20 protein-coding genes and 1 riboswitch are annotated in these 21,122 nt (G+C 72.5%); of the genes, 14 read left to right on the forward strand and 6 right to left on the reverse strand.

All coding sequences use genetic code 11. The features are described 5' to 3' along the window. Positions 1–320 precede the first annotated feature (320 nt). From IE249_RS04840 to IE249_RS39950, 7 genes are all read left to right on the forward strand, one after another. Complete coding sequence (locus IE249_RS04840) at positions 321–1,094, forward strand: serine/threonine kinase C-terminal domain-containing protein (protein WP_189703485.1); 774 nt, start codon at positions 321–323, stop codon at positions 1,092–1,094. 177 nt (positions 1,095–1,271) lie between these two features. Continuing rightward, entirely contained in the window at positions 1,272–2,798 is a 1,527-nt protein-coding gene (locus tag IE249_RS04845; protein ID WP_189703486.1) for an aldehyde dehydrogenase family protein, read from the forward strand. Positions 2,799–2,911: 113 nt separating this feature from the next. Next, positions 2,912–4,462, forward strand: coding sequence for a GMC family oxidoreductase (locus tag IE249_RS04850; protein ID WP_189703487.1), 1,551 nt, complete (start codon positions 2,912–2,914; stop codon positions 4,460–4,462). Further along, positions 4,462–5,598 carry a quaternary amine ABC transporter ATP-binding protein gene (locus IE249_RS04855; protein WP_189703488.1) on the forward strand — a complete coding sequence of 379 codons (1,137 nt, stop codon included), beginning with the start codon at positions 4,462–4,464 and terminating at the stop codon, positions 5,596–5,598. Before IE249_RS04850 ends, IE249_RS04855 begins: the two co-directional genes overlap by 1 nt. Next, positions 5,598–7,556, forward strand: coding sequence for an ABC transporter permease (locus IE249_RS04860; protein ID WP_189703489.1), 1,959 nt, complete (start codon positions 5,598–5,600; stop codon positions 7,554–7,556). Before IE249_RS04855 ends, IE249_RS04860 begins: the two co-directional genes overlap by 1 nt. Before the next feature lies 1 nt (position 7,557). Beyond that, complete coding sequence (locus IE249_RS04865; protein ID WP_189703490.1) at positions 7,558–8,523, forward strand: ABC transporter substrate-binding protein; 966 nt, start codon at positions 7,558–7,560, stop codon at positions 8,521–8,523. A 135-nt stretch (positions 8,524–8,658) separates the two neighbouring features. Then, positions 8,659–9,258 (forward strand): hypothetical protein, encoded by a 600-nt coding sequence (locus IE249_RS39950; protein WP_373304351.1) that lies wholly within the window; start codon positions 8,659–8,661, stop codon positions 9,256–9,258. A 151-nt stretch (positions 9,259–9,409) separates the two neighbouring features. Here IE249_RS39950 and IE249_RS04875 read toward each other — a convergent pair whose 3' ends face one another. Beyond that, positions 9,410–9,823, reverse strand: coding sequence for an ATP-binding protein (locus IE249_RS04875; protein WP_189703491.1), 414 nt, complete (start codon positions 9,821–9,823; stop codon positions 9,410–9,412). A 210-nt stretch (positions 9,824–10,033) separates the two neighbouring features. Here IE249_RS04875 and IE249_RS04880 point away from each other — a divergent pair, with 210 nt between their 5' ends. The 3 genes from IE249_RS04880 (at position 10,034) to IE249_RS04890 (ending at position 11,800) form a co-directional block, all read left to right on the forward strand. After that, a complete protein-coding gene (locus tag IE249_RS04880) occupies positions 10,034–10,882 on the forward strand; it encodes a helix-turn-helix domain-containing protein (protein ID WP_189703492.1) in 849 nt (282 codons plus the stop codon). A 9-nt stretch (positions 10,883–10,891) separates the two neighbouring features. Then, positions 10,892–11,083 carry a hypothetical protein gene (locus tag IE249_RS04885; protein WP_189703493.1) on the forward strand — a complete coding sequence of 64 codons (192 nt, stop codon included), beginning with the start codon at positions 10,892–10,894 and terminating at the stop codon, positions 11,081–11,083. A gap of 348 nt (positions 11,084–11,431) precedes the next feature. Next, a complete protein-coding gene (locus IE249_RS04890) occupies positions 11,432–11,800 on the forward strand; it encodes a hypothetical protein (RefSeq protein ID WP_189703494.1) in 369 nt (122 codons plus the stop codon). Here the strand turns inward: IE249_RS04890 and IE249_RS04895 are convergent. Beyond that, on the reverse strand, positions 11,776–12,282 hold the full coding sequence (locus tag IE249_RS04895; protein ID WP_189703495.1) for a carboxymuconolactone decarboxylase family protein: 507 nt from the start codon (positions 12,280–12,282) through the stop codon (positions 11,776–11,778). The two genes, IE249_RS04890 and IE249_RS04895, sit on opposite strands and share 25 nt — an antisense overlap. 47 nt (positions 12,283–12,329) lie before the next feature. On the opposite strand from IE249_RS04895, the gene pdxR reads away from it, so the two are divergent. Beyond that, entirely contained in the window at positions 12,330–13,754 is a 1,425-nt protein-coding gene (gene pdxR, locus IE249_RS04900) for a MocR-like pyridoxine biosynthesis transcription factor PdxR (RefSeq protein ID WP_189703496.1), read from the forward strand. A gap of 45 nt (positions 13,755–13,799) precedes the next feature. Here pdxR and IE249_RS04905 read toward each other — a convergent pair whose 3' ends face one another. Together IE249_RS04905 and rocD are read right to left on the reverse strand one after the other, a co-directional pair. Beyond that, positions 13,800–14,648: a DMT family protein gene (locus tag IE249_RS04905; RefSeq protein ID WP_189703698.1), complete on the reverse strand. Its 849-nt coding sequence runs from the start codon at positions 14,646–14,648 to the stop codon at positions 13,800–13,802. 92 nt (positions 14,649–14,740) lie between these two features. Further along, entirely contained in the window at positions 14,741–15,946 is a 1,206-nt protein-coding gene (rocD, locus tag IE249_RS04910) for an ornithine--oxo-acid transaminase (protein WP_189703497.1), read from the reverse strand. 126 nt (positions 15,947–16,072) lie between these two features. Further along, positions 16,073–16,197: riboswitch (ZMP/ZTP riboswitch) on the forward strand. A 31-nt stretch (positions 16,198–16,228) separates the two neighbouring features. Between rocD and IE249_RS04915 the strand changes: the two genes are divergently transcribed. Continuing rightward, positions 16,229–17,677, forward strand: coding sequence for a glycine hydroxymethyltransferase (locus IE249_RS04915; RefSeq protein ID WP_189703498.1), 1,449 nt, complete (start codon positions 16,229–16,231; stop codon positions 17,675–17,677). Positions 17,678–17,701: 24 nt separating this feature from the next. Here the strand turns inward: IE249_RS04915 and IE249_RS04920 are convergent, their stop codons facing one another. Beyond that, positions 17,702–18,379: a hypothetical protein gene (locus tag IE249_RS04920; RefSeq protein WP_189703499.1), complete on the reverse strand. Its 678-nt coding sequence runs from the start codon at positions 18,377–18,379 to the stop codon at positions 17,702–17,704. Positions 18,380–18,536: 157 nt separating this feature from the next. Here IE249_RS04920 and trpS point away from each other — a divergent pair, with 157 nt between their 5' ends. Both trpS and IE249_RS04930 read left to right on the forward strand, forming a co-directional pair. Then, positions 18,537–19,550, forward strand: coding sequence for a tryptophan--tRNA ligase (gene trpS, locus IE249_RS04925; RefSeq protein WP_189703500.1), 1,014 nt, complete (start codon positions 18,537–18,539; stop codon positions 19,548–19,550). A gap of 170 nt (positions 19,551–19,720) precedes the next feature. Next, the gene (locus IE249_RS04930) at positions 19,721–20,314 is read left to right on the forward strand and encodes a 2'-5' RNA ligase family protein (protein WP_189703501.1); all 594 of its coding nucleotides are present in this window, start codon (positions 19,721–19,723) and stop codon (positions 20,312–20,314) included. Between the two features lie 26 nt (positions 20,315–20,340). On the opposite strand, the gene dprE2 is transcribed toward IE249_RS04930, so the two are convergent. Further along, positions 20,341–21,117, reverse strand: coding sequence for a decaprenylphospho-beta-D-erythro-pentofuranosid-2-ulose 2-reductase (dprE2, locus tag IE249_RS04935; protein ID WP_229857543.1), 777 nt, complete (start codon positions 21,115–21,117; stop codon positions 20,341–20,343). Between the last annotated feature and the right edge of the window lie 5 nt (positions 21,118–21,122).

The following is a 21,122-nucleotide window of genomic DNA, read 5'->3' on the forward strand; positions in this document are numbered from 1 at the left end:
CCCCCTTCCCGCCCACGGCAAACCCGGCGGCCCCGGCCCCACCGGCGCCTCCGGCGACACCGGCATCTTGGGCGGCGGCCCCGGCCGCACCTCCGGCAGCTTCGGCAACTTCGGAGGCTCCGGCGGCTCCGGCAGCCTCGGCGGGGTCGGCATCTCCGGCGGCCCCGGCCCGCACGGAGACGCCGTCGTCCTCCGCGGACGGTCCTGCGTCTGCCCCGGCAGACGGCCTTCCGCCGTCCCCGGCGACCCTCCCGCCGGGGACGGCGAACATCCCCTCCCAGGGCCACCCCGAGATCCCGCCCCCGCCCCACCCCGAGGCCGTGCCCCCGGTGTCCCCGCCGGTGTACGACCCCGACGGCGGATGGCATCCGGGGGCCACCCCCAGCGCGCCCGCGGCACAGCCCGGGCACCCGCTGTGGTGGAAGGCGGCGGTCGCGGTGGCCGCCGCGGCGGTCGGGGCCGGCACCGCGTTCGCCGTGGTGAAGCTGACCGGCGGCGACGGCTCCGACACCGCCCGCACCTCGGCCACCGCCGCACCGCACAGCCAGGCCCCCGCGCCCACGGGACAGCCCACCGGAGCCACCCCCACGGACGGCGGGACCACCGAGGCCTCGCCCTCCGCGTCGCCCTCCGCCCTGCCCGAGGGCTACCACACCGTCGACGACCCCTCCGGGTTCTCCCTCGCCGTGCCCGACGGCTGGCAACGCAGCGAGCGCTCGACCGGCGTCTTCTACACGACGGACGGCGACCACCGGCTGCTGCAGGTCTTCGTCGTCACCGAACCCGGCATGACCCCCTACGAGGCGGTCCAGAAGTCCTCCGAGAACCTGAGCACGCAGCCCGCCTACAAGGAGATCGGCCTGGAGCGGAGCGGCCCCCCGGCGGGCGCGTCCGCCGCGGTCGGCTCGGACGCCGCCCGGCTGGTGTACGCGTACGACAGCGAGAAGCTCGGCGAGCGCCGCCAGGTGGTCGAGTACGCCTTCACCGCCGACGACGGCAAGGAGTACGCCGTACTGGCGGCGGGCCCGGCGACGGACTGGCCGCAGGCGCAGAAGGACGCCGACACGGCGCTCGCGGCCTTCGGGACCCGCTGACCCCCGCCCGATCCGCGTCCCTTTTGTCCCGCCCTGTCACCAACTTCCGTGACGCGGAACACATTCGGCCATGGATTGCGCATGCGATTCCGGGGCACGGGCAGGCGCTCACGGTCCCTGTGGGTGACAACCATGTGACACAGGGCGACTGAGCAGGAACGGAAGGCATCATCGATCATGGCGGACAGTACGGAGCGCAAGGCGCGCAGCACCATTCACGCGGGCGGGGAGTGGCTCGAGGCGGTTTCAGGGGCCACGCGTGACATCCTCGACCCCGCGGACGCCGAGCCGTTCGCCGTGGTCGCCGAGGGGGACGAGAAGGACGCCGACCGGGCCGTGGAGGCCGCCCGCCGCGCCTTCGACGGCGGCGAGGGCGCCTGGCCCCGCACCCCGGTCGCCGAGCGCGCGGCCCTGCTGCGCCGGGTCGCCGCGCTGCTGGTGCGCGACCGCGAACGCCTCGGCCTGATGGAGAGCCGGGACGCGGGCAAGACCCTGGAAGAGGGCCGGATCGACGTCGACTGCGTGGCCGACGCCTTCCGCTACTTCGCCGACCTCGTCGCGGCCGAGGCCCCCGGCCGGGTCGTCGACGCGGGCTCCCCGGACATCCACAGCGTCGTCGTGCACGAGCCCGTCGGGGTGTGCGCGCTGATCACGCCGTGGAACTACCCGCTCCTCCAGGCCAGCTGGAAGATCGCCCCCGCCCTCGCGGCCGGCGACACCTTCGTGATCAAGCCCAGCGAGATCACCCCGCTGACCACCGTCGCCCTCATCGAACTCCTCGTCGAGGCGGGCCTGCCCGCGGGCGTCGCCAACATCGTCACCGGCCCCGGCCACACCGTCGGCGCCCGCCTCGCCGAGCACCCCGACGTCGACCTGGTCTCCTTCACCGGCGGCCTGGCCAGCGGCACCAAGGTGGCCCGGGCCGCCGCCCCCACCGTCAAGAAGGTGGCGCTCGAACTCGGCGGCAAGAACCCCAACGTCGTCTTCGCCGACGCCTGCGCCACCGACGAGGGCTTCGACACCGCCGTCGACCAGGCGCTCAACGCGGCCTTCATCCACAGCGGTCAGGTCTGCTCGGCCGGCTCCCGGCTCATCGTCGAGGAGTCCGTCCACGAGCGCTTCGTCACCGAACTCGCCCGCCGGGCACGGAAGATCCGCCTCGGCCGCGGCACCGAGCCCGGCGTCGAGTGCGGCCCGCTCGTCTCCGAGCAGCAGCGCGCCAAGACCGAGTCCTACGTCGACTCGGCGCTCGCCGAGGGCGCCGTGCTGCGCTGCGGCGGCAGGCGGCCCGACCCCGCCGACGATCGTCCGGCGGGCGGCTACTTCTACGAGCCCACGGTGCTCGACCACTGCAACCGCCAGATGAGGGTCGTACGCGAGGAGGTCTTCGGACCCGTCCTGACCGTCGAGACCTTCCGCACCGAGCACGAGGCGGTCGCGCTCGCCAACGACACCGAGTACGGGCTCGCGGGCGCCGTCTGGACCGCCGACGCGGGCCGGGCCCGCCGGGTCGCCGGACGGCTGCGCCACGGCACCGTGTGGATCAACGACTTCCACCCCTACCTCCCGCAGGCGGAGTGGGGCGGCTTCGGCAGGAGCGGCACCGGGCGCGAACTCGGCCCCGCCGGACTCGCCGAGTACCGCGAGACCAAGCACGTGTACCAGAACCTCGCACCCCGCCCGGTGCGCTGGTTCGCCGGCTGAGCCGCGCTCACGCACCCACCCGGACCCGCTCCCCGGCCGTCACGTCGGCCCGGCCCCGCTCGAGTCCGGCCCGGCCTCCCGGACCTCCCCGTCCCCCTTGGAGTACCACCCCCATGCCCGATCACACCCACGACCACCACGACAGCCGCCACGAGTACGACTACGTAGTCATAGGCGGCGGCACGGCGGGCTCCGTCATCGCCTCCCGCCTCACCGAGAACCCGGACGTCACCGTCGCCCTCGTCGAGGGCGGCCCCAGCGACGTCGGCCGCGACGACGTGCTGACCCTGCGCCGCTGGATGGGCCTGCTCGGCGGCGAACTCGACTACGACTACCCGACCACCGAACAGCCGCGCGGCAACTCGCACATCCGGCACAGCCGCGCCCGCGTGCTCGGCGGCTGCTCCTCGCACAACACCCTGATCGCGTTCAAGCCGCTGCCGTCCGACTTCGACGAGTGGGAGGCGGCCGGCGCCAAGGGCTGGGGCGCGGTGCCGATGGAGGCGTACTTCGCCCGGCTGAAGAACAACATCGTCCCGGTCGACGAGCGGGACCGCAACGCCATCGCCCGCGACTTCGTCGACTCCGCGCGGGCCGCGCTCGGCGTGCCGCGCATCGAGGGCTTCAACCGCGAGCCGTTCACCGAGGGCACCGGCTTCTTCGACCTCGCCTACCACCCGGAGGACAACAAGCGCTCCAGCGCCTCGGTCGCGTATCTGCACCCGGTGATGGACGAGCGCGCCAACCTGACGGTCCTGCTGGAGACCTGGGCGTACCGGCTGGAGCTGGCCGGCACCCGCGCCGAGGGCGTGCACGTGCGCACCAAGGACGGCGAGGAGCTCCTGCTGCGCGCCCGCCGCGAGGTCGTGCTGTGCGCGGGCGCCGTCGACTCCCCGCGCCTGCTGCTGCACTCGGGCATCGGCCCGAGGGCGGACCTGGAGAGTCTCGGCATACCCGTCGTGCACGACCTGCCGGGCGTCGGCGAGAACCTGCTCGACCACCCGGAGTCGGTCATCGTCTGGGAGACGAACGGCCCCATCCCGGAGAACTCCGCGATGGACTCCGACGCGGGCCTGTTCGTGCGCCGAGACCCCGCCCGGCCGGGCCCGGACCTGATGTTCCACTTCTACCAGATCCCCTTCACGGACAACCCGGAGCGGCTCGGCTACGAACGCCCGCCCCACGGCGTGTCGATGACCCCGAACATCCCCAAGCCGAGGAGCCGCGGCCGCCTCTACCTCACCAGCGCCGACCCGTCCGTCAAACCGGCCCTGGACTTCCGCTACTTCACCGACGAGGACGACTACGACGCCCGCACCCTGGTCGACGGCATCCGCATCGCCCGCGAGATCGCGAGGACCGAGCCGCTGGCCGGCTGGCTGAAGCGCGAGGTGTGCCCCGGCCCGGACGTCACCGGCGACGAGGAGCTGAGCGAGTACGCCCGCAAGGTCGCCCACACCGTCTACCACCCCGCCGGCACCTGCCGGATGGGTTCGCCCGACGATCAACTCGCGGTGGTCGACCCCGAGTTGCGTATCCGAGGCCTGGACGGCATCCGTGTCGCGGACGCCTCCGTCTTCCCCACCATGACCGCGGTCAACCCGATGATCGGGGTGCTCATGGTCGGGGAGAAGGCCGCCGATCTCATCGGAGGTGAGGCCTGATGGCTCTCGCGGTCCCCACACGCAAACCGCCCACCGGCGAACCGTCCCCCGACCCCGTCTTCTCCGTCGACGGCCTGTGGAAGGTCTTCGGCCCGAAGGCCGACCGGGTCCCCGCCGACCAGGAGCTCAGCGACCTGGGTCCCGCCGAGCTGCGCGAGCGCACCGGCTGCACGGCCGCCGTCCGCGACGTCTCCTTCGACGTGCGCAAGGGCGAGGTCTTCGTCGTCATGGGCCTGTCCGGCTCCGGCAAGTCCACCCTCGTACGCTGCCTGACCCGGCTCATCGAGCCGACCGCCGGCACCATCGCCATCGACGGCGAGGACGTGCGCGCGATGGACCGGTCCCGGCTGCGCCAGTTGCGCCGCCACCGTGCCGCGATGGTCTTCCAGCACTTCGGCCTGCTGCCGCACCGCACCGTCCTGGACAACGTGGCCTACGGCCTCCAGATCCAGGGCGTCGGCAAGGGCGAGCGCCGCGAGCGTGCGGCCGAGGTCGTCGCCAAGGTCGGCCTGGAAGGCATGGAGCAGCGCCGCCCCGGCCAGTTGTCGGGCGGCCAGCGCCAGCGAGTGGGCCTGGCCCGCGCCCTGGCCGTCGACCCCGAAGTGCTGCTGTTCGACGAGCCGTTCAGCGCCCTCGACCCGCTCATCCGGCGGGACATGCAGGAGGAGGTCGTCCGGCTGCACCGGGAGGAGGGCCGCACGATGGTCTTCATCACCCACGACCTGTCCGAGGCGCTCAAGCTCGGCGACCGCATCGCCCTGATGCGCGACGGCCGTGTCGTCCAGCTCGGCACGCCCGAGGAGATCGTCGGCTCCCCGGCCGACGACTACGTCCGCGAGTTCGTCCGCGACATCCCGCGCGAACAGGTCATGACCGTACGCACGGCCATGCGCCCCGCGTCCGGGTCGGAGGCCGGCGACGGCCCGGCCCTCGCGCCCGAGGCCACCGTGTCCGAGGCCATCGAGGCCGTCGCCCGCACCGGCTCGCCCGCGCGCGTGATGGACGAGGGCCGCTGCCTCGGCGTCGTCGACCACGCGTGCCTGCTCGGGGTCGTGGCCGGAACGGGACAGCCCGTCGGAACCGGAACGGGGCAGACCGCCGGGGCCGGAACGGAGCAGACCAGGGAGGCGAACTGATGGCGACCACCACCGCGTCCGCCTCCCGACCCGCGCTGTCGGTGCCCGCCGTCCTCAGGCACCCCGCGGTGCGCAAACTGCTGGCCCTCGCCGTGCTCGCGGCCGTCCTGGTGCCGTTCGCCGCCGCCCGCTGGTCGAGCGGCAGCTGGCCGCAGGCACTGACCGTGGACCTGTCCAAGCCGCTCGGCAGCGCGAGCGACTGGATCATCGACAACCGGGACAGCCACCCGCTGTTCCTGTACTTCTTCGGCTACATCAGCGAGGCCGTCGTCGTCTCGGTGCGCGCCGTCTACCTGTTCCTGCTGGCCGCCGGCTGGGCGGGCGTCACCGCGCTCGGCGCGGCCGTCGCCTGGCGCGTGGCCGGGGCCCGGCTCGCCCTCGGCACGGCCGCCGCGCTGCTGGCCTGCGCGGCGCTCGGCATGTGGGTGCCCACCATGCAGACCCTCGCCCTGATGGTGGTCGCGGTGCTCGCCTCGGTCGTCGTGGGCGCGCTGCTCGGCCTGGCCGCCGGCCTGTCCGACCGCATGGACCGCGCGCTGCGCCCGGTCCTGGACACCATGCAGGTGCTCCCCGCCTTCGCGTACCTGCTGCCGGTCGTCCTGGTCTTCGGTATCGGCGTGCCCGCCGCCGTCCTCGCCACGGTCGTCTACGCCGCCCCGCCCATGGCCCGGCTCACCGCGCTCGGTCTGCGCGGCGCGGACAAGGAGGTACTGGAGGCGGTCGACTCCCTCGGCGCCACCGCGCGCCAGCGGCTGCTGACCGCCCGCCTCCCGCTGGCCCGCAAGGAACTCCTGCTGGGCCTCAACCAGACGATCATGATGGCGCTGTCCATGGCCGTCATCGCCTCCGTCATCGGCGCCGGCGGCCTCGGCGACCGCGTCTACCAGGCGCTCGCCTCGGTCGACGTTGGCGCGGCCCTCGCGGCCGGCATCCCGATCGTGCTGCTGGCCGTCGTACTGGACCGGGTGACCGCGGCCGCGGGGGAGCGGATCGGGCAGGAACGGCACGGCGTCCGCGCCCTGCCGTACGCCGCCGCGGCCGCCGTGGCCGTGGCCGCCGCCGCGCTCGCCGCCCGCCTGACCGGCCGGCCGGACTGGCCCGCCGGCTGGACGGTCGGCATCGCCGAGCCGGTCGACCGCGCGGTCGACTGGATGACCGCCCACCTGTACTCCGGCGTCCCCTACGTCGGCGGCACCGCGGACTGGGCGGGCCGCTTCACCACCTGGGTGCTGGACCCGGTCCGCTCCGGGCTCCAGTGGCTGCCCTGGTGGTCGGTGCTCCTGATCGTCGCCGCGCTCGCCTGGCTGATCGGCACCTGGCGCACCGCGCTGACCGCGGCCTGCGCCATGGCCGCCATCGGCGTGCTCGGCGTGTGGAAGCCGTCGCTGGACACGCTGTCCCAGGTGCTCGCGGCCGTCGCGGTCACCCTGGTCCTCGGCTTCGCCACCGGCATCGCCGCCGCCCGCAGCGACCGGTTCGAGAAGCTGCTGCGGCCCGTACTGGACGTCTTCCAGACGATGCCGCAGTTCGTCTACCTGATCCCGGTCGTCGCCCTGTTCGGCGTGGGCCGCGCGCCCGCCGTCGCCGCGGCCGTCGTCTACGCCCTCCCGGCCGTCGTACGGATCACCGCGCAGGGCCTGCGCCAGGTCGACCCGGCGGCGCTGGAGTCGGCCCGCTCGCTGGGCGCCACCGGCGCGCAGCAGCTACGGCAGGTGCAACTCCCGCTCGCACGTCCCGCGTTGCTGCTCGCGGTCAACCAGGGTGTGGTGCTCGTCCTCGCCGTCGTCATCATCGGCGGTCTGGTCGGCGGCGGCGCGCTCGGCTACGACGTCGTCTTCGGCCTGGCCCAGGGCGACCTGGCGACCGGCCTGGTCGCGGGCATCGCCATCGTCTGCCTCGGCCTGACGCTCGACCGGGTCACCCAGCCGACGCGGCGCCGGACCGGGAAGGGAGCCTGACATGAGGAAGCCCGTACGCACCACTGCCCTGATCACCGCCGCGGCCGCCACGTGCTCGCTGCTGGCCGGCTGCGGGGCCGCCGACATGACCCGGCAGGCCTCGCCGTTCGCGGGCGCGCGCGGCTCGAAGACCGTGACGCTGTCCGTGCAGTCCTGGGTGGGCGCCCAGTCCAACGTGGCCGTGGCGCAGTACCTCCTCGAACACGAGCTGGGCTACCGCGTCGACACCGTCCAGGTCGACGAGGTGCCCGCCTGGGACGCGCTCAGCCAGGGCCGGGTCGACGCCATCCTGGAGGACTGGGGCCACCCCGACCAGGAGAAGCGCTACGTCCGGGACAAGAAGACCATCGCGCCCGGCGGCCGACTCGGGGTGACCGGGCACATCGGGTGGTACGTCCCCACGTACCTGGTCAAGCAGCACCCGGACATCACCGACTGGCGCAACCTCAACAAGTACGCCTCCCTCTTCCGCACCCCCGAGAGCGGCGGCAAGGGCCAGCTCCTGGACGGCTCCCCGTCCTACGTCACCAACGACAAGGCGCTGGTGAAGAACCTCAAGCTGGACTACCAGGTGGTTTTCGCCGGTTCGGAGGCCGCGCAGATCACGCAGATCCGCCAGTTCGCCAAGGAGAAGAAGCCCTTCCTGACGTACTGGTACTCGCCGCAGTGGCTGTTCGAGAAGGTCCCCATGACGGAGGTGAAGCTGCCGCCGTACAAGGAGGGCTGCGACACGGACGCGGCCAAGGTCGCCTGCGCCTATCCGCACACGCCCCTTCAGAAGTACCTCAACGCCGACTTCGCGAAGTCCGGCGGCAAGGCGGCCGCCTTCCTGAAGAACTTCAAGTGGACGACCGAGGACCAGAACGAGGTCTCCCTGATGATCGCCGACCAGAAGCTCAGCCCGGCCGAGGCGGCGAAGAAGTGGGTGGACACCCACCGGCCCACCTGGAAGGCGTGGCTGCCCTGATCACCGACGCTCCTTCAGCGGCCCCTTGCTCACCGGCTCCGGTGAGCAAGGGGCCGCCGGCGTCCGCGGGGCGAACAACCGAACCTGCGGCCCGACAGCGGCGGTCCGCAGGTCAAATCGACGGCCCGGATCGCCCTGGAAGGCCCCGACGACCTGCTCGATGAGTTCATCCAGGTCGGGCAGTACAAGGCCCAGCGCCAGGACTTCCTCGGCGCCACCCACACCGCGCAGATCGCCCAGTTGATCGCGGACGCGCATGGTCTCGCGTCACCTTCTACAGAAGCGGGAGTCCCGTTGCCAATCCATTCGCCTCCTAAGGATGAGGCGCCGCAGCCGAGCAGCGCCGGCCTGCCGATCTTCTTCGATCGGAAATTTCGGCCCTGGCGCTACAGCATCAGCCATTCGGAACTCAAGTTGCGAAGCGTCGAGCCGGCATCCGGGTCGCCCGAATTCATCGAGGTCACATTCTACGGCGTAATCGGAATGAAGTTGAAAACGGTGTATCGGCCGCTCACTATCAGCCATGCGGATCCGGCACGGGCGGAGGAGATCTTGAGGTTCTCCGACGTAAAAGAGTCTCATTCGCGACACGTTCACTGTCTAGCGCTGCGGTCCGACAGTGGTGATGGGTTTGTCGCGTGTCTCAGTTACACTATCTGGTCGCATAAAGGGGACTCGGATCATGCGCCATCGGACACCCCGCGCGAGGGTTCGGTACTGATCCTCAGAAGCTAGTGTTAGGGCTACTTGCAGAGGTGTCCGGCCGAAATTATCCGGCCGGGCACCGAAGCGGAAGTCATCGGACGCCAATGTTCTCTCAGTCGTCCAACGCGCTCCCCGCGTCAAAGGGCTCACGGCAACCCGCGTCGCCGGGGCAAAACGCTCTCTAACCCGCAGGCTGGAGCGAGAGCCCCGCGATCACCGACGTTCCGCGCGAGCGGCGGGGCCGGACGGTCCAGGCGGCGGCGAGGCTGTCGACGAGGAGCAGGCCCCGGCCGCTCTCGGAGTCCGTGTCCGGGCGGGCCAGTCGGGGTTTGCCGGTGCCCGGGTCGGAGACGGCGAGCCAGTAGTGCCCGTCGGCGGGCCAAAGGGTGAGTTCGATGAGGTCCTCGTCCTCCCGGCAGGCGCCGTGACGGATGGCGTTGGTGACCAACTCGGAAGTCAACAGGTTCAGGTCGTCGCCGAGGTGAGGGCGAAGGATGTCCGGCAGCGATTCGGCGACGGCGTGGCGGGCCCTCCGTACGGAGGTGGGGTGGGCGGGCAAGCGCCAATGGACGGGGACGAGGGGGATTTCGGGCATGGCGAACTCCGCGACGGTGTGAGGGGTTTCAGTTCGCCGGTGGCCTGCCGCCCTGGTCGCGGCGCACCCGTCCCAGGGCAGGCGGGCATGCTCGCGCGGTGCGCTTCCGGCGTTGCGGTGTGTAGCGTGCGCGATACTGACAGTAGAGCAGGCGGTGGTAAATTTTCCACGCACTCAAGGGAATTCACCACCGGAGGTGGAAGGAGCCTCATGCCCCCGAGGACGACGCCCACGGAACGGCAGAAGCGACTGGGAAGTGAGCTGCGGCGTATCCGTACTGCGGCAGGAGTATCCGCAGAGTTCGCGGCGGGTCTGCTGGGTGTCGACCGAGGCAAGATCTCGAACATCGAGTCAGGAGTCCGGGGTATCAACGCCGACCGCCTCCGCACGCTGGCGTGCAACTGCGATGTGACCGACGAAGCGTACGTCGAGGCGCTCGTCGCGATGGCCAAGGCGAGTGCGGGCTGGTGGGAGCGCTATCGAGGCATCCTGCCCCAAGGCCTGCTGGACATCGCGGAAACGGAGAGCGGTGCTGTACGCATGCGGGGCGCCAACACCGTGCATGTGCCGGGCATGCTCCAGACGTCGGAACAGGCGATGGCCATCTTCCGAGCGGCGGTACCTGCTCTGCCCGAGCACGAGGTTGCCCTGCGGCTCGCGCTGCGTTCGGAACGTCAGCAGGTGATCACCGGCGACACCGCGATCCCGTACGTCGCTGTCATCCACGAGGCCGCCCTGCGGATGCAGTTCGGCGGTACCGGTGTGGCCCGGGCCCAGTTGGAGCACCTGCTGGAGGTCTCCGAGTGGGACAACGTCACCGTGCTCGTACTCCCCTTCGCCCGCGGCGCCTTCCCTGGGGCAGGGCAGACCGTCGTCTACCTCGAAGGCCCCGTACCGCAGCTCGACACAGTGCAGGTGGACAGTTCCCACGGACCCACGTTCCTGCACGCTGAGAGGCAGTTGGTGAAATACCGGGCGCAACTCGATCTGTTGGAGGATCTGGCACTGCCGCCAGAGCAGTCCCGAGACTTCATCCGTGAACTCGCACGACAACTGTGAGGAGTACCAGTGCCCGACATCACCTGGGAAAGCCCCTTCTGCGCCGAAGGCAGCTCCTGCTTCCGCATAGGCACCGACGCCGACGGCAACGCCTACATAGCCGTTGCCGGTCAGGAGGACCACTACCTCACCGACTCCCTCGAAGCCTTGCGCACCCTCATCACCGACATCAAGGCCGGCAAGGCCGACCACCTGCTGTAGGGCCTGCTGGGACGGGACCGGATCCTGTGCTGAGGCAGCTCCTGTTCACGGACTTCGACGGCCTGCCCGCCGAGCCGGACGACGTCATCGCCGATGCTCTCGACGGCGGCTACGCCGAACGCACCGAGGGCCTGGTGGCCCTCCTGCGCGACGAGAACGCCGATCCGGCCACGCGCTTCCTCGCCTGCTGCGCGCTGCGTTCGTGGGCGGATCCGATCGGCTACGCGACGGTCGTCGAGGCGGCCGGCGCACCCGGCGACCTGGCCTGGCGAGGCCAGACGTACGACCGCTTCAACAGCCAGGACGACACGTTCGCGCACCTGGCTGAAGCGGTGGGCCGCAGCCGGCATGGTCGACGAGCGAGGGACCGCGGCCGAACGCATCGAGGCGGCTCGGGCGCTCATCCGGATCGCCGACCGGGTCCAACTCGACCGCAGTGCGAACGACCTGCTGTACCCGGAGATCGTCTCGGTGTGCCAGGGCGAGCTCTCCGCCGTCGTCGACCGGGGCGTCGCCCGCCTCGTGGCAGGCGATCACCCGGAGTTCGACCTCGGCGTACAACTCGCCCTGTTCATCAACGCCCTCGCCCCGTCCGAGCCCGAATGGGCCGGTGATGCCGGACACCGACTCGCCGCCGCACATCCCGGCGACCGGGCTCTGAGGGAACTGGCCGAGTCAGGAGGCGGCTCGGCTCACCCGTGCTGTCCCGGTGTGTAGTGCCCCGGGGCCATGCGGGTGGTCACGCCGAAGCGGTTCCAGGCGTTGATCACGGTGATCGCGGCGATCAGCTGGGCCAGCTCCGGCTCGTCGAAGTGCTTGGCGGCCTTCTCGTACACCTCGTCGGGCACGAAGCCGTCCGTCAGGACGGTCACCGCCTCGGTCAGCTCGATCGCCGCGAGCTCCTTCTCGGTGTAGAAGTGCCGCGACTCCTCCCAGGCGCTCAGCTGCACGATCCGCTCCACGCTCTCCCCGGCCGCGAGCGCGTCCTTGGTGTGCATGTCCAGGCAGAAGGCGCAGTGGTTGAGCTGCGAGGCACGGATCTTCACCAGCTCGTACAGCTTGGCGTCCATGCCCTTCCGGGCCGCGGTCTCCAGCCGGATCATCGCCTTGTAGACCTCGGGCGCGTGCTGCGCCCAGTTCAGCCGCGGGGTGTGCTCGGGGGCGTACTCGACGGTTTCCTGGGTTGTCTCAGTGCTCATGCCGTCGAGCCTAGGAGCCGGGCAGCCCAGGAGTATGGTCCATTTCCATGGCGAAAACTTGGGCCACTTTGGGAGTCGACCTCCACCTCCAGCCGGCCGGTCCGGGGGTGCGCCGCGGGCTGACCGGCGCCCTGCGCGAAGCCGTCCGCACCGGCCGCCTCGCGCCCGGCACCCGTCTGCCGTCCTCCCGTACGCTCGCCGCCGACCTCGGCATCGCCCGCAACACCGTCGCCGACGCCTACGCCGACCTGGTCGCCGAGGGCTGGCTCACCGCCCGCCAGGGCTCGGGCACCCGTGTCGCCGACCGTGCTCCGGCGGCCCCGCCGGCGGAGGCGGCCCGTCCGCGCCGGGCACCGGGCGCACCCACCCACGATCTCGTCCCCGGCACCCCCGACCTGGCCTCCTTCCCCCGCGCCGAGTGGCTCAGGGCCGCCCGCCGCGCCCTGACCGCCGCCCCCGACCGGGCCCTCGGCTACGGCGATCCGCGCGGAAACCTCGTCCTGCGCACCGCGCTGGCCGGCTATCTCGCCCGCGTCCGGGGCGTGCGCACCGACCCGGAGCGGCTGGTGGTCTGCTCGGGCTTCTCGCACGGCCTGGGCATCCTCGCCGCGGTCCTGCGGGCGCGCGGCGCGAGCACGGTCGCCGTCGAGTCGTACGGCCTGGACGCGCACTGGCACCTGCTGGAGCGGGCGGGCCTGCGCACCAGCCCGCTGCCCTTCGACGAACGCGGCACGGTCACCGACGGACCAGGCGGACCAGGCGGGCCGGACGGGCCGGACGGACTGGAGGGCGCCGGCGCGGTCCTGCTCACGCCCTCCCACCAGTTCCCGATGGGCGTGCCCCTGAGCCCCGGCCGGCGCGCGGCGGTGGTGGACTGGGCCCGCCGCACCGGCGGCCTGGTCCTGGAGGACGACTACGACGGCGAGTTCCGCTACGACCGCCAGCCCATCGGCGCGCTCCAGGGACTGGACCCCGACCACGTCGTCTACCTCGGCACCGCCAGCAAGTCCCTCGCCCCCGGGCTGCGGCTGGCCTGGATGGCGCTGCCCCCGTCCCTGGTGGAGGAGGTCACGGCCGCCAAGGGCCGCTCCGACACCTGCGGGGTGCTGGACCAGCTCACCCTGGCGGAGTTCATCACCTCCGGCGCCTACGACCGCCACGTCCGTGCGGCCCGTCTGCGCTACCGCCGCCGCCGGGACGCCCTCGTCTCCGCCCTCGCCGAGCACGCCCCCGAGGTCCACGCCACGGGCATCGCCGCCGGCCTGCACGCCGTGCTGCGCCTGCCGCCCGGCACCGAACCCGCCGTGGTCCAGGCCGCGGCCTGGCAGAACCTCGCCGTCCACGGCCTCACCCGCTTCCGCCACCCCCGGTCCACCGCCACCCCCCTCGACGCCCTGGTCGTCGGCTACGGCACCCCACCGGACCACACCTGGGCCACAGCCCTGAACGCCCTGTGCCGGGCCCTGCCGTGACCGACGGCCGCCGCGAGGGAAGCCTCGAGGAGGGGTCTTGGACGGTCACACCTTCTCGGTGGCCGTCTCCTCGGCCGAGGCCGGTGCCTCGCCGAAGCGGGCCAGGGCCAGGGCGCCCGCGATCGCCACCGCGAAGCCCAGGACCGCCAGCCAGGCCAGGCCCTCACGGGTGCGGTCGCCCAGCCAGATCACGCCGATCGCGGCCGGGCCGATGGTCTCGCCGATCACCATGCCGGCGGTGGCCGTCGTCACCGAGCCGCGCTGGAGCGCCGAGGTCAGCAGCACGAAGGCCGCGGCCCCGCCCAGGACCAGGGCGTACGTCGCCGGGTTGGTCAGCAGGTGCACCGGGTCGAGCGAGTCGATCAGCCGCACCGACACCTCCACCACGCCGAAGCCGAGCCCCGCGCCCAGGCCCAGGACCAGCGCCCGGCCGCGCCCGGGGAGCCGGCCGCCCACCGCGCCCAGGGCGAGCACGCCCAGGCCCGCCCCGAGCATCGCCCACTTCAGCGCGGCCGAGCCCGGCTCGCTGCCCTCGGTGCCCGAGGCCAGGCCCAGCATCGCCAGACCCGCGCAGACCACGCCCACCGCGGTCCACTCCACCGCGCTCAGCCGCACCCGCAGCAGCCGGGAGGCGGCCACCGCGGTCACCGCGAGGCTGGAGGCGAGGGCCGCGCCGACCGCGTAGATCGGCACCGACCGCAGCGCGACCACCTGGAGCACGAAGCCCAGGCCGTCCAGGCCCAGTCCGGCCACGTACCGCCACTGCCGCACCGCCCGCAGCAGCAGTGCCGCGTCGCCGCCCGAGCCGCCGGACTCGGCGGCGGCCCGCGCGGCTATCGCCTGGAGCACCGTCGCCGTACCGAAACACACCGCCGCGCCGAGCGCGCACACCATTCCCAAGAGCACGCTGTGACTCTAGGCGAGTGCCGGGCCCCCGCCTCGACCGGACGGCCACTCACACCGATCTCCGAACCCGGGCACGGGCCCTACACCCCCAGCACCGCCGCCAGTTGGTCCAGGCCCCAGTCCAGGTCCTGCTCGCCGATCACCAGCGGCGGGGCGATCCGGAGCGTCGAGCCGTGGGTGTCCTTCACCAGCACGCCCCGGTCCAGCAGCCGCTCCGAGATCTCCCGGCCGGTGCCGTGGGACGGATCGACGTCCACGCCCGCCCACAGCCCGCGCCCGCGCACCGCCGTGACCCGGCCCGTGTTCGCCAACTCGCCCAGCCGCCGGTGCAGATGCGCGCCCAGCTCCGCCGCCCGTACCTGGTGCTCGCCCGACTCCAGCATCGCGATCACCTCCAGCGCCACCGCGCACGCGAGCGGATTCCCGCCGAACGTCGACCCGTGCTCGCCGGGCCGGAACACCCCGAGCACCTCCCGCGAGGACACCACCGCCGACACCGGCACGATCCCGCCGCCGAGCGCCTTGCCCAGTACGTACACGTCCGGCACGACCCCCTCGTGCTCGCACGCGAAGGTGCGGCCCGTGCGGCCGAGCCCGGACTGCACCTCGTCGGCCACGAACAGCACGTTCCGCTCCCGGGTCAGCTCCCGCACGGCCGCCAGATATCCGGCCGGCGGCACCAGCACCCCCGCCTCCCCCTGGATCGGCTCCAGCAGCACGGCCACCGTGTTCTCCGTCACCGCCGACCGCATCGCGGTCATGTCGCCGTACGGCACGATCTGGAAGCCGGGCGTGTACGGGCCGAAGTCGGCGCGCGCCTCCGGGTCGGTGGAGAAGCTGATCACCGTCGTCGTACGGCCGTGGAAGTTGTTGCCCGCGACCACGATCTTGGCCATCTCGGCGGGCACGCCCTTGACCTTGTAGCCCCACTTGCGGGCCGTCTTCACGGCGGTCTCCACCGCCTCCGCGCCCGTGTTCATCGGCAGCACCGTCTCCATGCCGCACAGCGCGGCCAGCCGCTCGCAGAACGCGCCGAACCGGTCGTGGTGGAAGGCCCGCGAGGTCAGCGTCACCCGCTCCAGCTGCGCCCTGGCCGCGTCCAGCAGGCGCCGGTTGCCGTGCCCGAAGTTCAGTGCCGAGTAGCCGGCCAGGAAGTCGAGGTAGCGGCGGCCCTCCACGTCCGTCATCCACGCGCCGTCCGCGGTCGCGATCACCACGGGCAGCGGATGGTAGGTGTGCGCGCTGTGGGCGTCGGCGGCGGCGATCAGGTCTTCCGTAGCGGACACGGCTGCTCCGAGGTCGGCCGGTGACGAGGGCCTGTCCGGCGGACGGGCCCCAGGGACGCCTCCTTCCTATCCCCGCTCGCATGCTGGACGCCGGAACCCGGCCGCGAAACCCGCCCGGTAGGCTGATCGGCGGGCCGTGACTGGCGCGCTGGGTTCCGCCGACCGCGTTCGCGGACCGGAACCCGAAGATGGGACCGACCATCGGGGAGCGGCCCGAGCGGAAATGTGTGCCGTGCGCCTGGGCCGTACCGTGAACGCCGAACGCCACGTCCGGAGGTCCTCATGCCAGAGCAGCCCCTTTCCCCCGAGTCCACCGCCTTCCGCGCCGCCCTGGACGTGGTGCGCGCCGTGGAGCCGCGCGTCGCCGACGCCATCGGCCAGGAGGTCGCCGACCAGCGCGAGATGCTCAAGCTGATCGCCTCCGAGAACTACGCCTCCCCGGCCACCCTCCTGGCGATGGGCAACTGGTTCAGCGACAAGTACGCCGAGGGCACCGTCGGCCGCCGCTTCTACGCCGGCTGCCGCAACGTCGACACCGTCGAGTCGCTGGCCGCCGAGCACGCGCGCGAACTCTTCGGCGCCCGCCACGCCTACGTCCAGCCGCACTCCGGCATCGACGCCAACCTCGTCGCCTTCTGGGCCGTCCTCGCCCAGCGCGTCGAGCTGCCCGCCCTGGAGAAGGCCGGCGTCCGCCAGGTCAACGACCTCTCCGAGCAGGACTGGGCGGAGCTGCGCCGCGCCTTCGGCAACCAGCGCATGCTCGGCATGTCCCTCGACGCCGGCGGCCACCTCACCCACGGCTTCCGCCCGAACATCTCCGGCAAGATGTTCGACCAGCGTTCCTACGGCACCGACCCGGCCACCGGTCTGCTCGACTACGACGCCCTGCGCGCCTCCGCCCGCGAGTTCAAGCCGCTGATCATCGTGGCCGGCTACTCGGCGTACCCCCGGCTGGTGAACTTCCGGATCATGCGCGAGATCGCCGACGAGGTCGGCGCCACGCTCATGGTCGACATGGCCCACTTCGCGGGCCTGGTCGCGGGCAAGGTCCTCACCGGCGACTTCGACCCGGTGCCGCACGCCCAGATCGTGACCACGACCACCCACAAGTCGCTGCGCGGCCCGCGCGGCGGCATGGTCCTGTGCGACGACTCCCTCAAGGACCAGGTCGACCGCGGCTGCCCGATGGTGCTCGGCGGCCCGCTCCCGCACGTGATGGCCGCCAAGGCGGTCGCCCTGGCCGAGGCCCGGCAGCCCTCCTTCCAGGACTACGCCCAGCGCATCGTCGACAACTCCCGCGCGCTGGCCGAGGGCCTGACCCGGCGCGGCGCCACCCTCGTCACCGGTGGCACCGACAACCACCTCAACCTGATCGACGTGACCTCCTCCTACGGCCTCACCGGCCGCCAGGCCGAGGCGGCGCTGCTGGAGTCGGGCATCGTCACCAACCGCAACGCCATCCCGGCCGACCCCAACGGCGCCTGGTACACCTCCGGCATCCGCATCGGCACCCCCGCCCTGACCACCCGCGGCCTCGGCACCGCCGAGATGGACGAGGTGGCAGGCCTCATCGACCGTGTGCTGACCGCCGCCGAGCCGGGCACCACCGCCAAGGGCGCCCCGTCGAAGGCGCAGCACGTGCTCGACGCGAAGATCGCGGACGAGATCTCCCACCGCGCCACCGACCTGGTCGCCGGCTTCCCGCTCTACCCGGAGATCGACCTCGGCTGATCCTGCCGGGGCGGCCGGGGCGGCTCACAGATCGATCAGCTCCTGACGCGGTTCCCCGCGTGGCGGCCCGGCCTCGCGCCGGTCCGCCACCCGGCGCACCAGCACGGAGCCGGCGATCCCGGCCGCGAGCCCCGCGGCCGCCCACCACACGCGCTCCCGCGTGCCGTCTCCGCCGGCCGCCGGGGGCGTGCTGCCGAGCAGGCCGTCGTGGTCCGCGAGGTCGTAGAACCGGAGCGGCGCCCGGTGCCAGCGGACGTCGTCGTCGGGGAGGTCCGGCGCCGGGTCGGTGCGCACCCACGGCGTGCCGTCGTCGGTCACGAACAGCTGGTCCTGGCGCAGCATCGCCACGTCCCCGCCGGGCGCCCGGCTCGTCCGCGGCCAGCCCCCGACCCCGGTCAGCCCCCACAGCACGGTGATCCGCACCGGCGGATGGCGGCCCTCCGTCCAGGCCTCCGGAACCCGCTCGGTACCCGGGTACGTCGGGTCCAGCACACCGCGCAGCCCGTCGAACTCGGCCTCCCCCGAGTGCCAGGCCGCGGTCCGCCCGGTGGCGGTGTACGTGACCACCGCCACATCGGGCTCCGGGTACGCCCCCGAAACCGACTCCGGCCGGGCACCCGGGGAATCCGCCGAGGCCACCCCCGGCCAGCCCGCCAGGACCGCCGCAGCCGCCACCACCACCGCACCCACCGGCCGTCGCATGAAGGCCCCCCCTCCGCCCGGAGGCCGAAGCCCCCCTCCGCTGGAGGCCCTTATTACCACCCCTCAGGCACAAGGGATCCGCCGCGTCGCGGAACGGTGCGCGGCCGGTGCCCGGGCAGTTCCGGATCAGTGCCCCGTACCTGAGAGAATGGTGAACATGGCCAACGACCGACCTCGCGTGCTGTCCGGGATCCAGCCCACCGCGGGCTCCTTCCACCTCGGCAACTACCTCGGCGCCGTCCGCCAGTGGGTGTCCCTGCAGGAGACCCACGACGCGTTCTACATGGTCGTCGACCTGCACGCGATCACGATCCCGCAGGACCCGGCCGAGCTGCGCGCCAACACCAGGCTCGCCGCCGCCCAGCTGCTGGCCGCCGGGCTCGACCCGGACCGCTGCACCCTCTTCGTGCAGAGCCACGTGCCCGAGCACGCCCAGCTCGCCTGGGTCATGAACTGCCTCACCGGCTTCGGCGAGGCGTCCCGGATGACCCAGTTCAAGGACAAGTCGGCCAAGCAGGGCGCCGACCGGGCCTCGGTCGGCCTGTTCACCTACCCGATCCTCCAGGTCGCCGACATCCTGCTGTACCAGGCCAACGAGGTGCCGGTCGGCGAGGACCAGCGCCAGCACATCGAGCTGACCCGCGACCTCGCGGAGCGCTTCAACGGGCGCTTCGGCGAGACCTTCACCGTCCCGAGCGCGTACATCCTCAAGGAGACGGCGAAGATCTACGACCTCCAGGACCCCACGGTCAAGATGAGCAAGTCGGCCTCCACGCCCAAGGGCCTCATCAACCTCCTGGACGACCCGAAGGCCACCGCCAAGAAGGTCAGGAGCGCGGTCACCGACACCGACACGGTCATCCGCTTCGATGCGGAGACCAAGCCCGGCGTCAGCAACCTGCTGTCCATCTACTCGACCCTCACGGGCGCGGGTGTGGGCGAACTGGAGGAGAAGTACGCCGGCAAGGGCTACGGTGCGCTCAAGACGGACCTCGCCGAGGTCATGGTCGAGTTCGTGACGCCGTTCCGGGAGCGCACCCAGGGCTACCTGGACGACCCGGAGACGCTGGACTCGATCCTGGCCAAGGGCGCGGAGAAGGCGCGCGCGGTAGCCGCGGAGACGCTCGCCGAGGCGTACGCCAGGGTGGGCTTCCTGCCCGCCAAGCACTGAGGCGCACTCCCGCACGCGCGCGCCGGGCGCGAAGCGCTGCACATCACTGCGGCTGCGCCTGCCCACAGGACGGCCGTGGTCGTACAGTCGAAGCCGGACGGCAGTGACGAAACGGCCAAACGGCTGAGAACGAAACAGACGACCCATCCGGCACGACGACAGGAGACGACGTGGGGACCGTAACGATCGGCGTGTCGATCGCGGTCCCGGAGCCGCACGGCAGCCTGCTCCAGGCGCGGCGCGCGGGCTTCGGCGACGCCGCGGCTCACGGCATCCCCACGCACGTCACCCTGCTCCCGCCGACCGAGGTCGCAGACGGCGACCTGCCGGCCATCGAGGCCCATCTGACCGAGGTGGCCGCGGCCGGACACCCCTTCACCATGCGGCTGTCGGGCACGGACACCTTCCGCCCGCTGTCGCCGGTGGTGTACGTGCGGGTGGTCGAGGGCGCCGAGGCCTGCACATGGCTGCAGAAGCAGGTCCGCGACGCCTCCGGCCCGGTGGCGCGGGAACTGCAGTTCCCCTACCACCCGCACGTCACGGTGGCGCACGGCATCGAGGACGCGGCGATGGACCGCGCCTTCGCGGAGCTCGCCGACTACACCGCCGAGTGGTACTGCACGGGCTTCGCCCTGCACGAACAGGGCGCGGACGGAGTCTGGCGCCGGCTGCGGGAGTTCACCTTCGGCGGCCGCACCGTGGTGCCCCCGCAGGCGGCCCCGGTCGACGCCCCCGCCGACCGCGGCACCCTGCCCGCGCGATAGGCCCGCGCCGGGCCCGCGCCGGCACATCAGAGCGGCAGCCGCCGGAACAGCGCCCTCGGCAGGTGCCGTACGGCCGACGCCACCACCCGCAGCGAGCCCGGCACCCACACGTCCTCCGAGCGCCGCCGAAGCCCCAGTTCGACAGCCGTGGCGACCTCCGCGGGCGTGCTCGCGAACGGCTCGGCCGGACGCCCGGCCGTCGCCCGCGTCCGCACGAACGCGGGCCGTACGACCATGACGTGGACGCCGGTTCCGTACAGCGCGTCGCCCAGGCCCTGCGCGAAGGTGTCCAGACCGGCCTTGCTGGAGCCGTAGATGAAGTCCGCCCTGCGGGCCCGCGCGGCGGCCACGGAGGAGAGCACCACCAGCGAGCCGTGCCCCTGGTTCTGCAGCTCGCGCGCGGCCACCAGGCCCGCGGACACCGCCCCGGTGTAGTTGGTCTGCGCGACCGCCACCGCGTTGAGCGGCTCGCGCTCGTCGTAGGCCTGGTCGCCGGGCACGCCGAAGGCCAGCAGCACCATGTCGACGGAGCCCTCGGCGAACACCTTGCCGAGCGCCGCCTCGTGGGCCGGCGGGTCGACCGCGTCGAAGGCGACGGTGTGCACCTCGGCGCCCAGCGAGCGCAGATGGACGGCGGCCTCCTCCAGCGCGGGAGTGGGGCGGCCGGCCAGCCACACCGTGCGGGTGCGCCGCGCGATCATCCGGCGCGCGGTGGCCAGCGCGATCTCCGACGTGCCGCCGAGGACGAGCACGGACCGGGGGAGACGGGCGGTGGGGGCGAGTCGGTCGAGGACATCCTTCACGGCAG

The sequence above is a fragment of the Streptomyces anandii JCM 4720 genome (genome assembly GCF_014650655.1).
Classification (GTDB): domain Bacteria; phylum Actinomycetota; class Actinomycetes; order Streptomycetales; family Streptomycetaceae; genus Streptomyces; species Streptomyces anandii.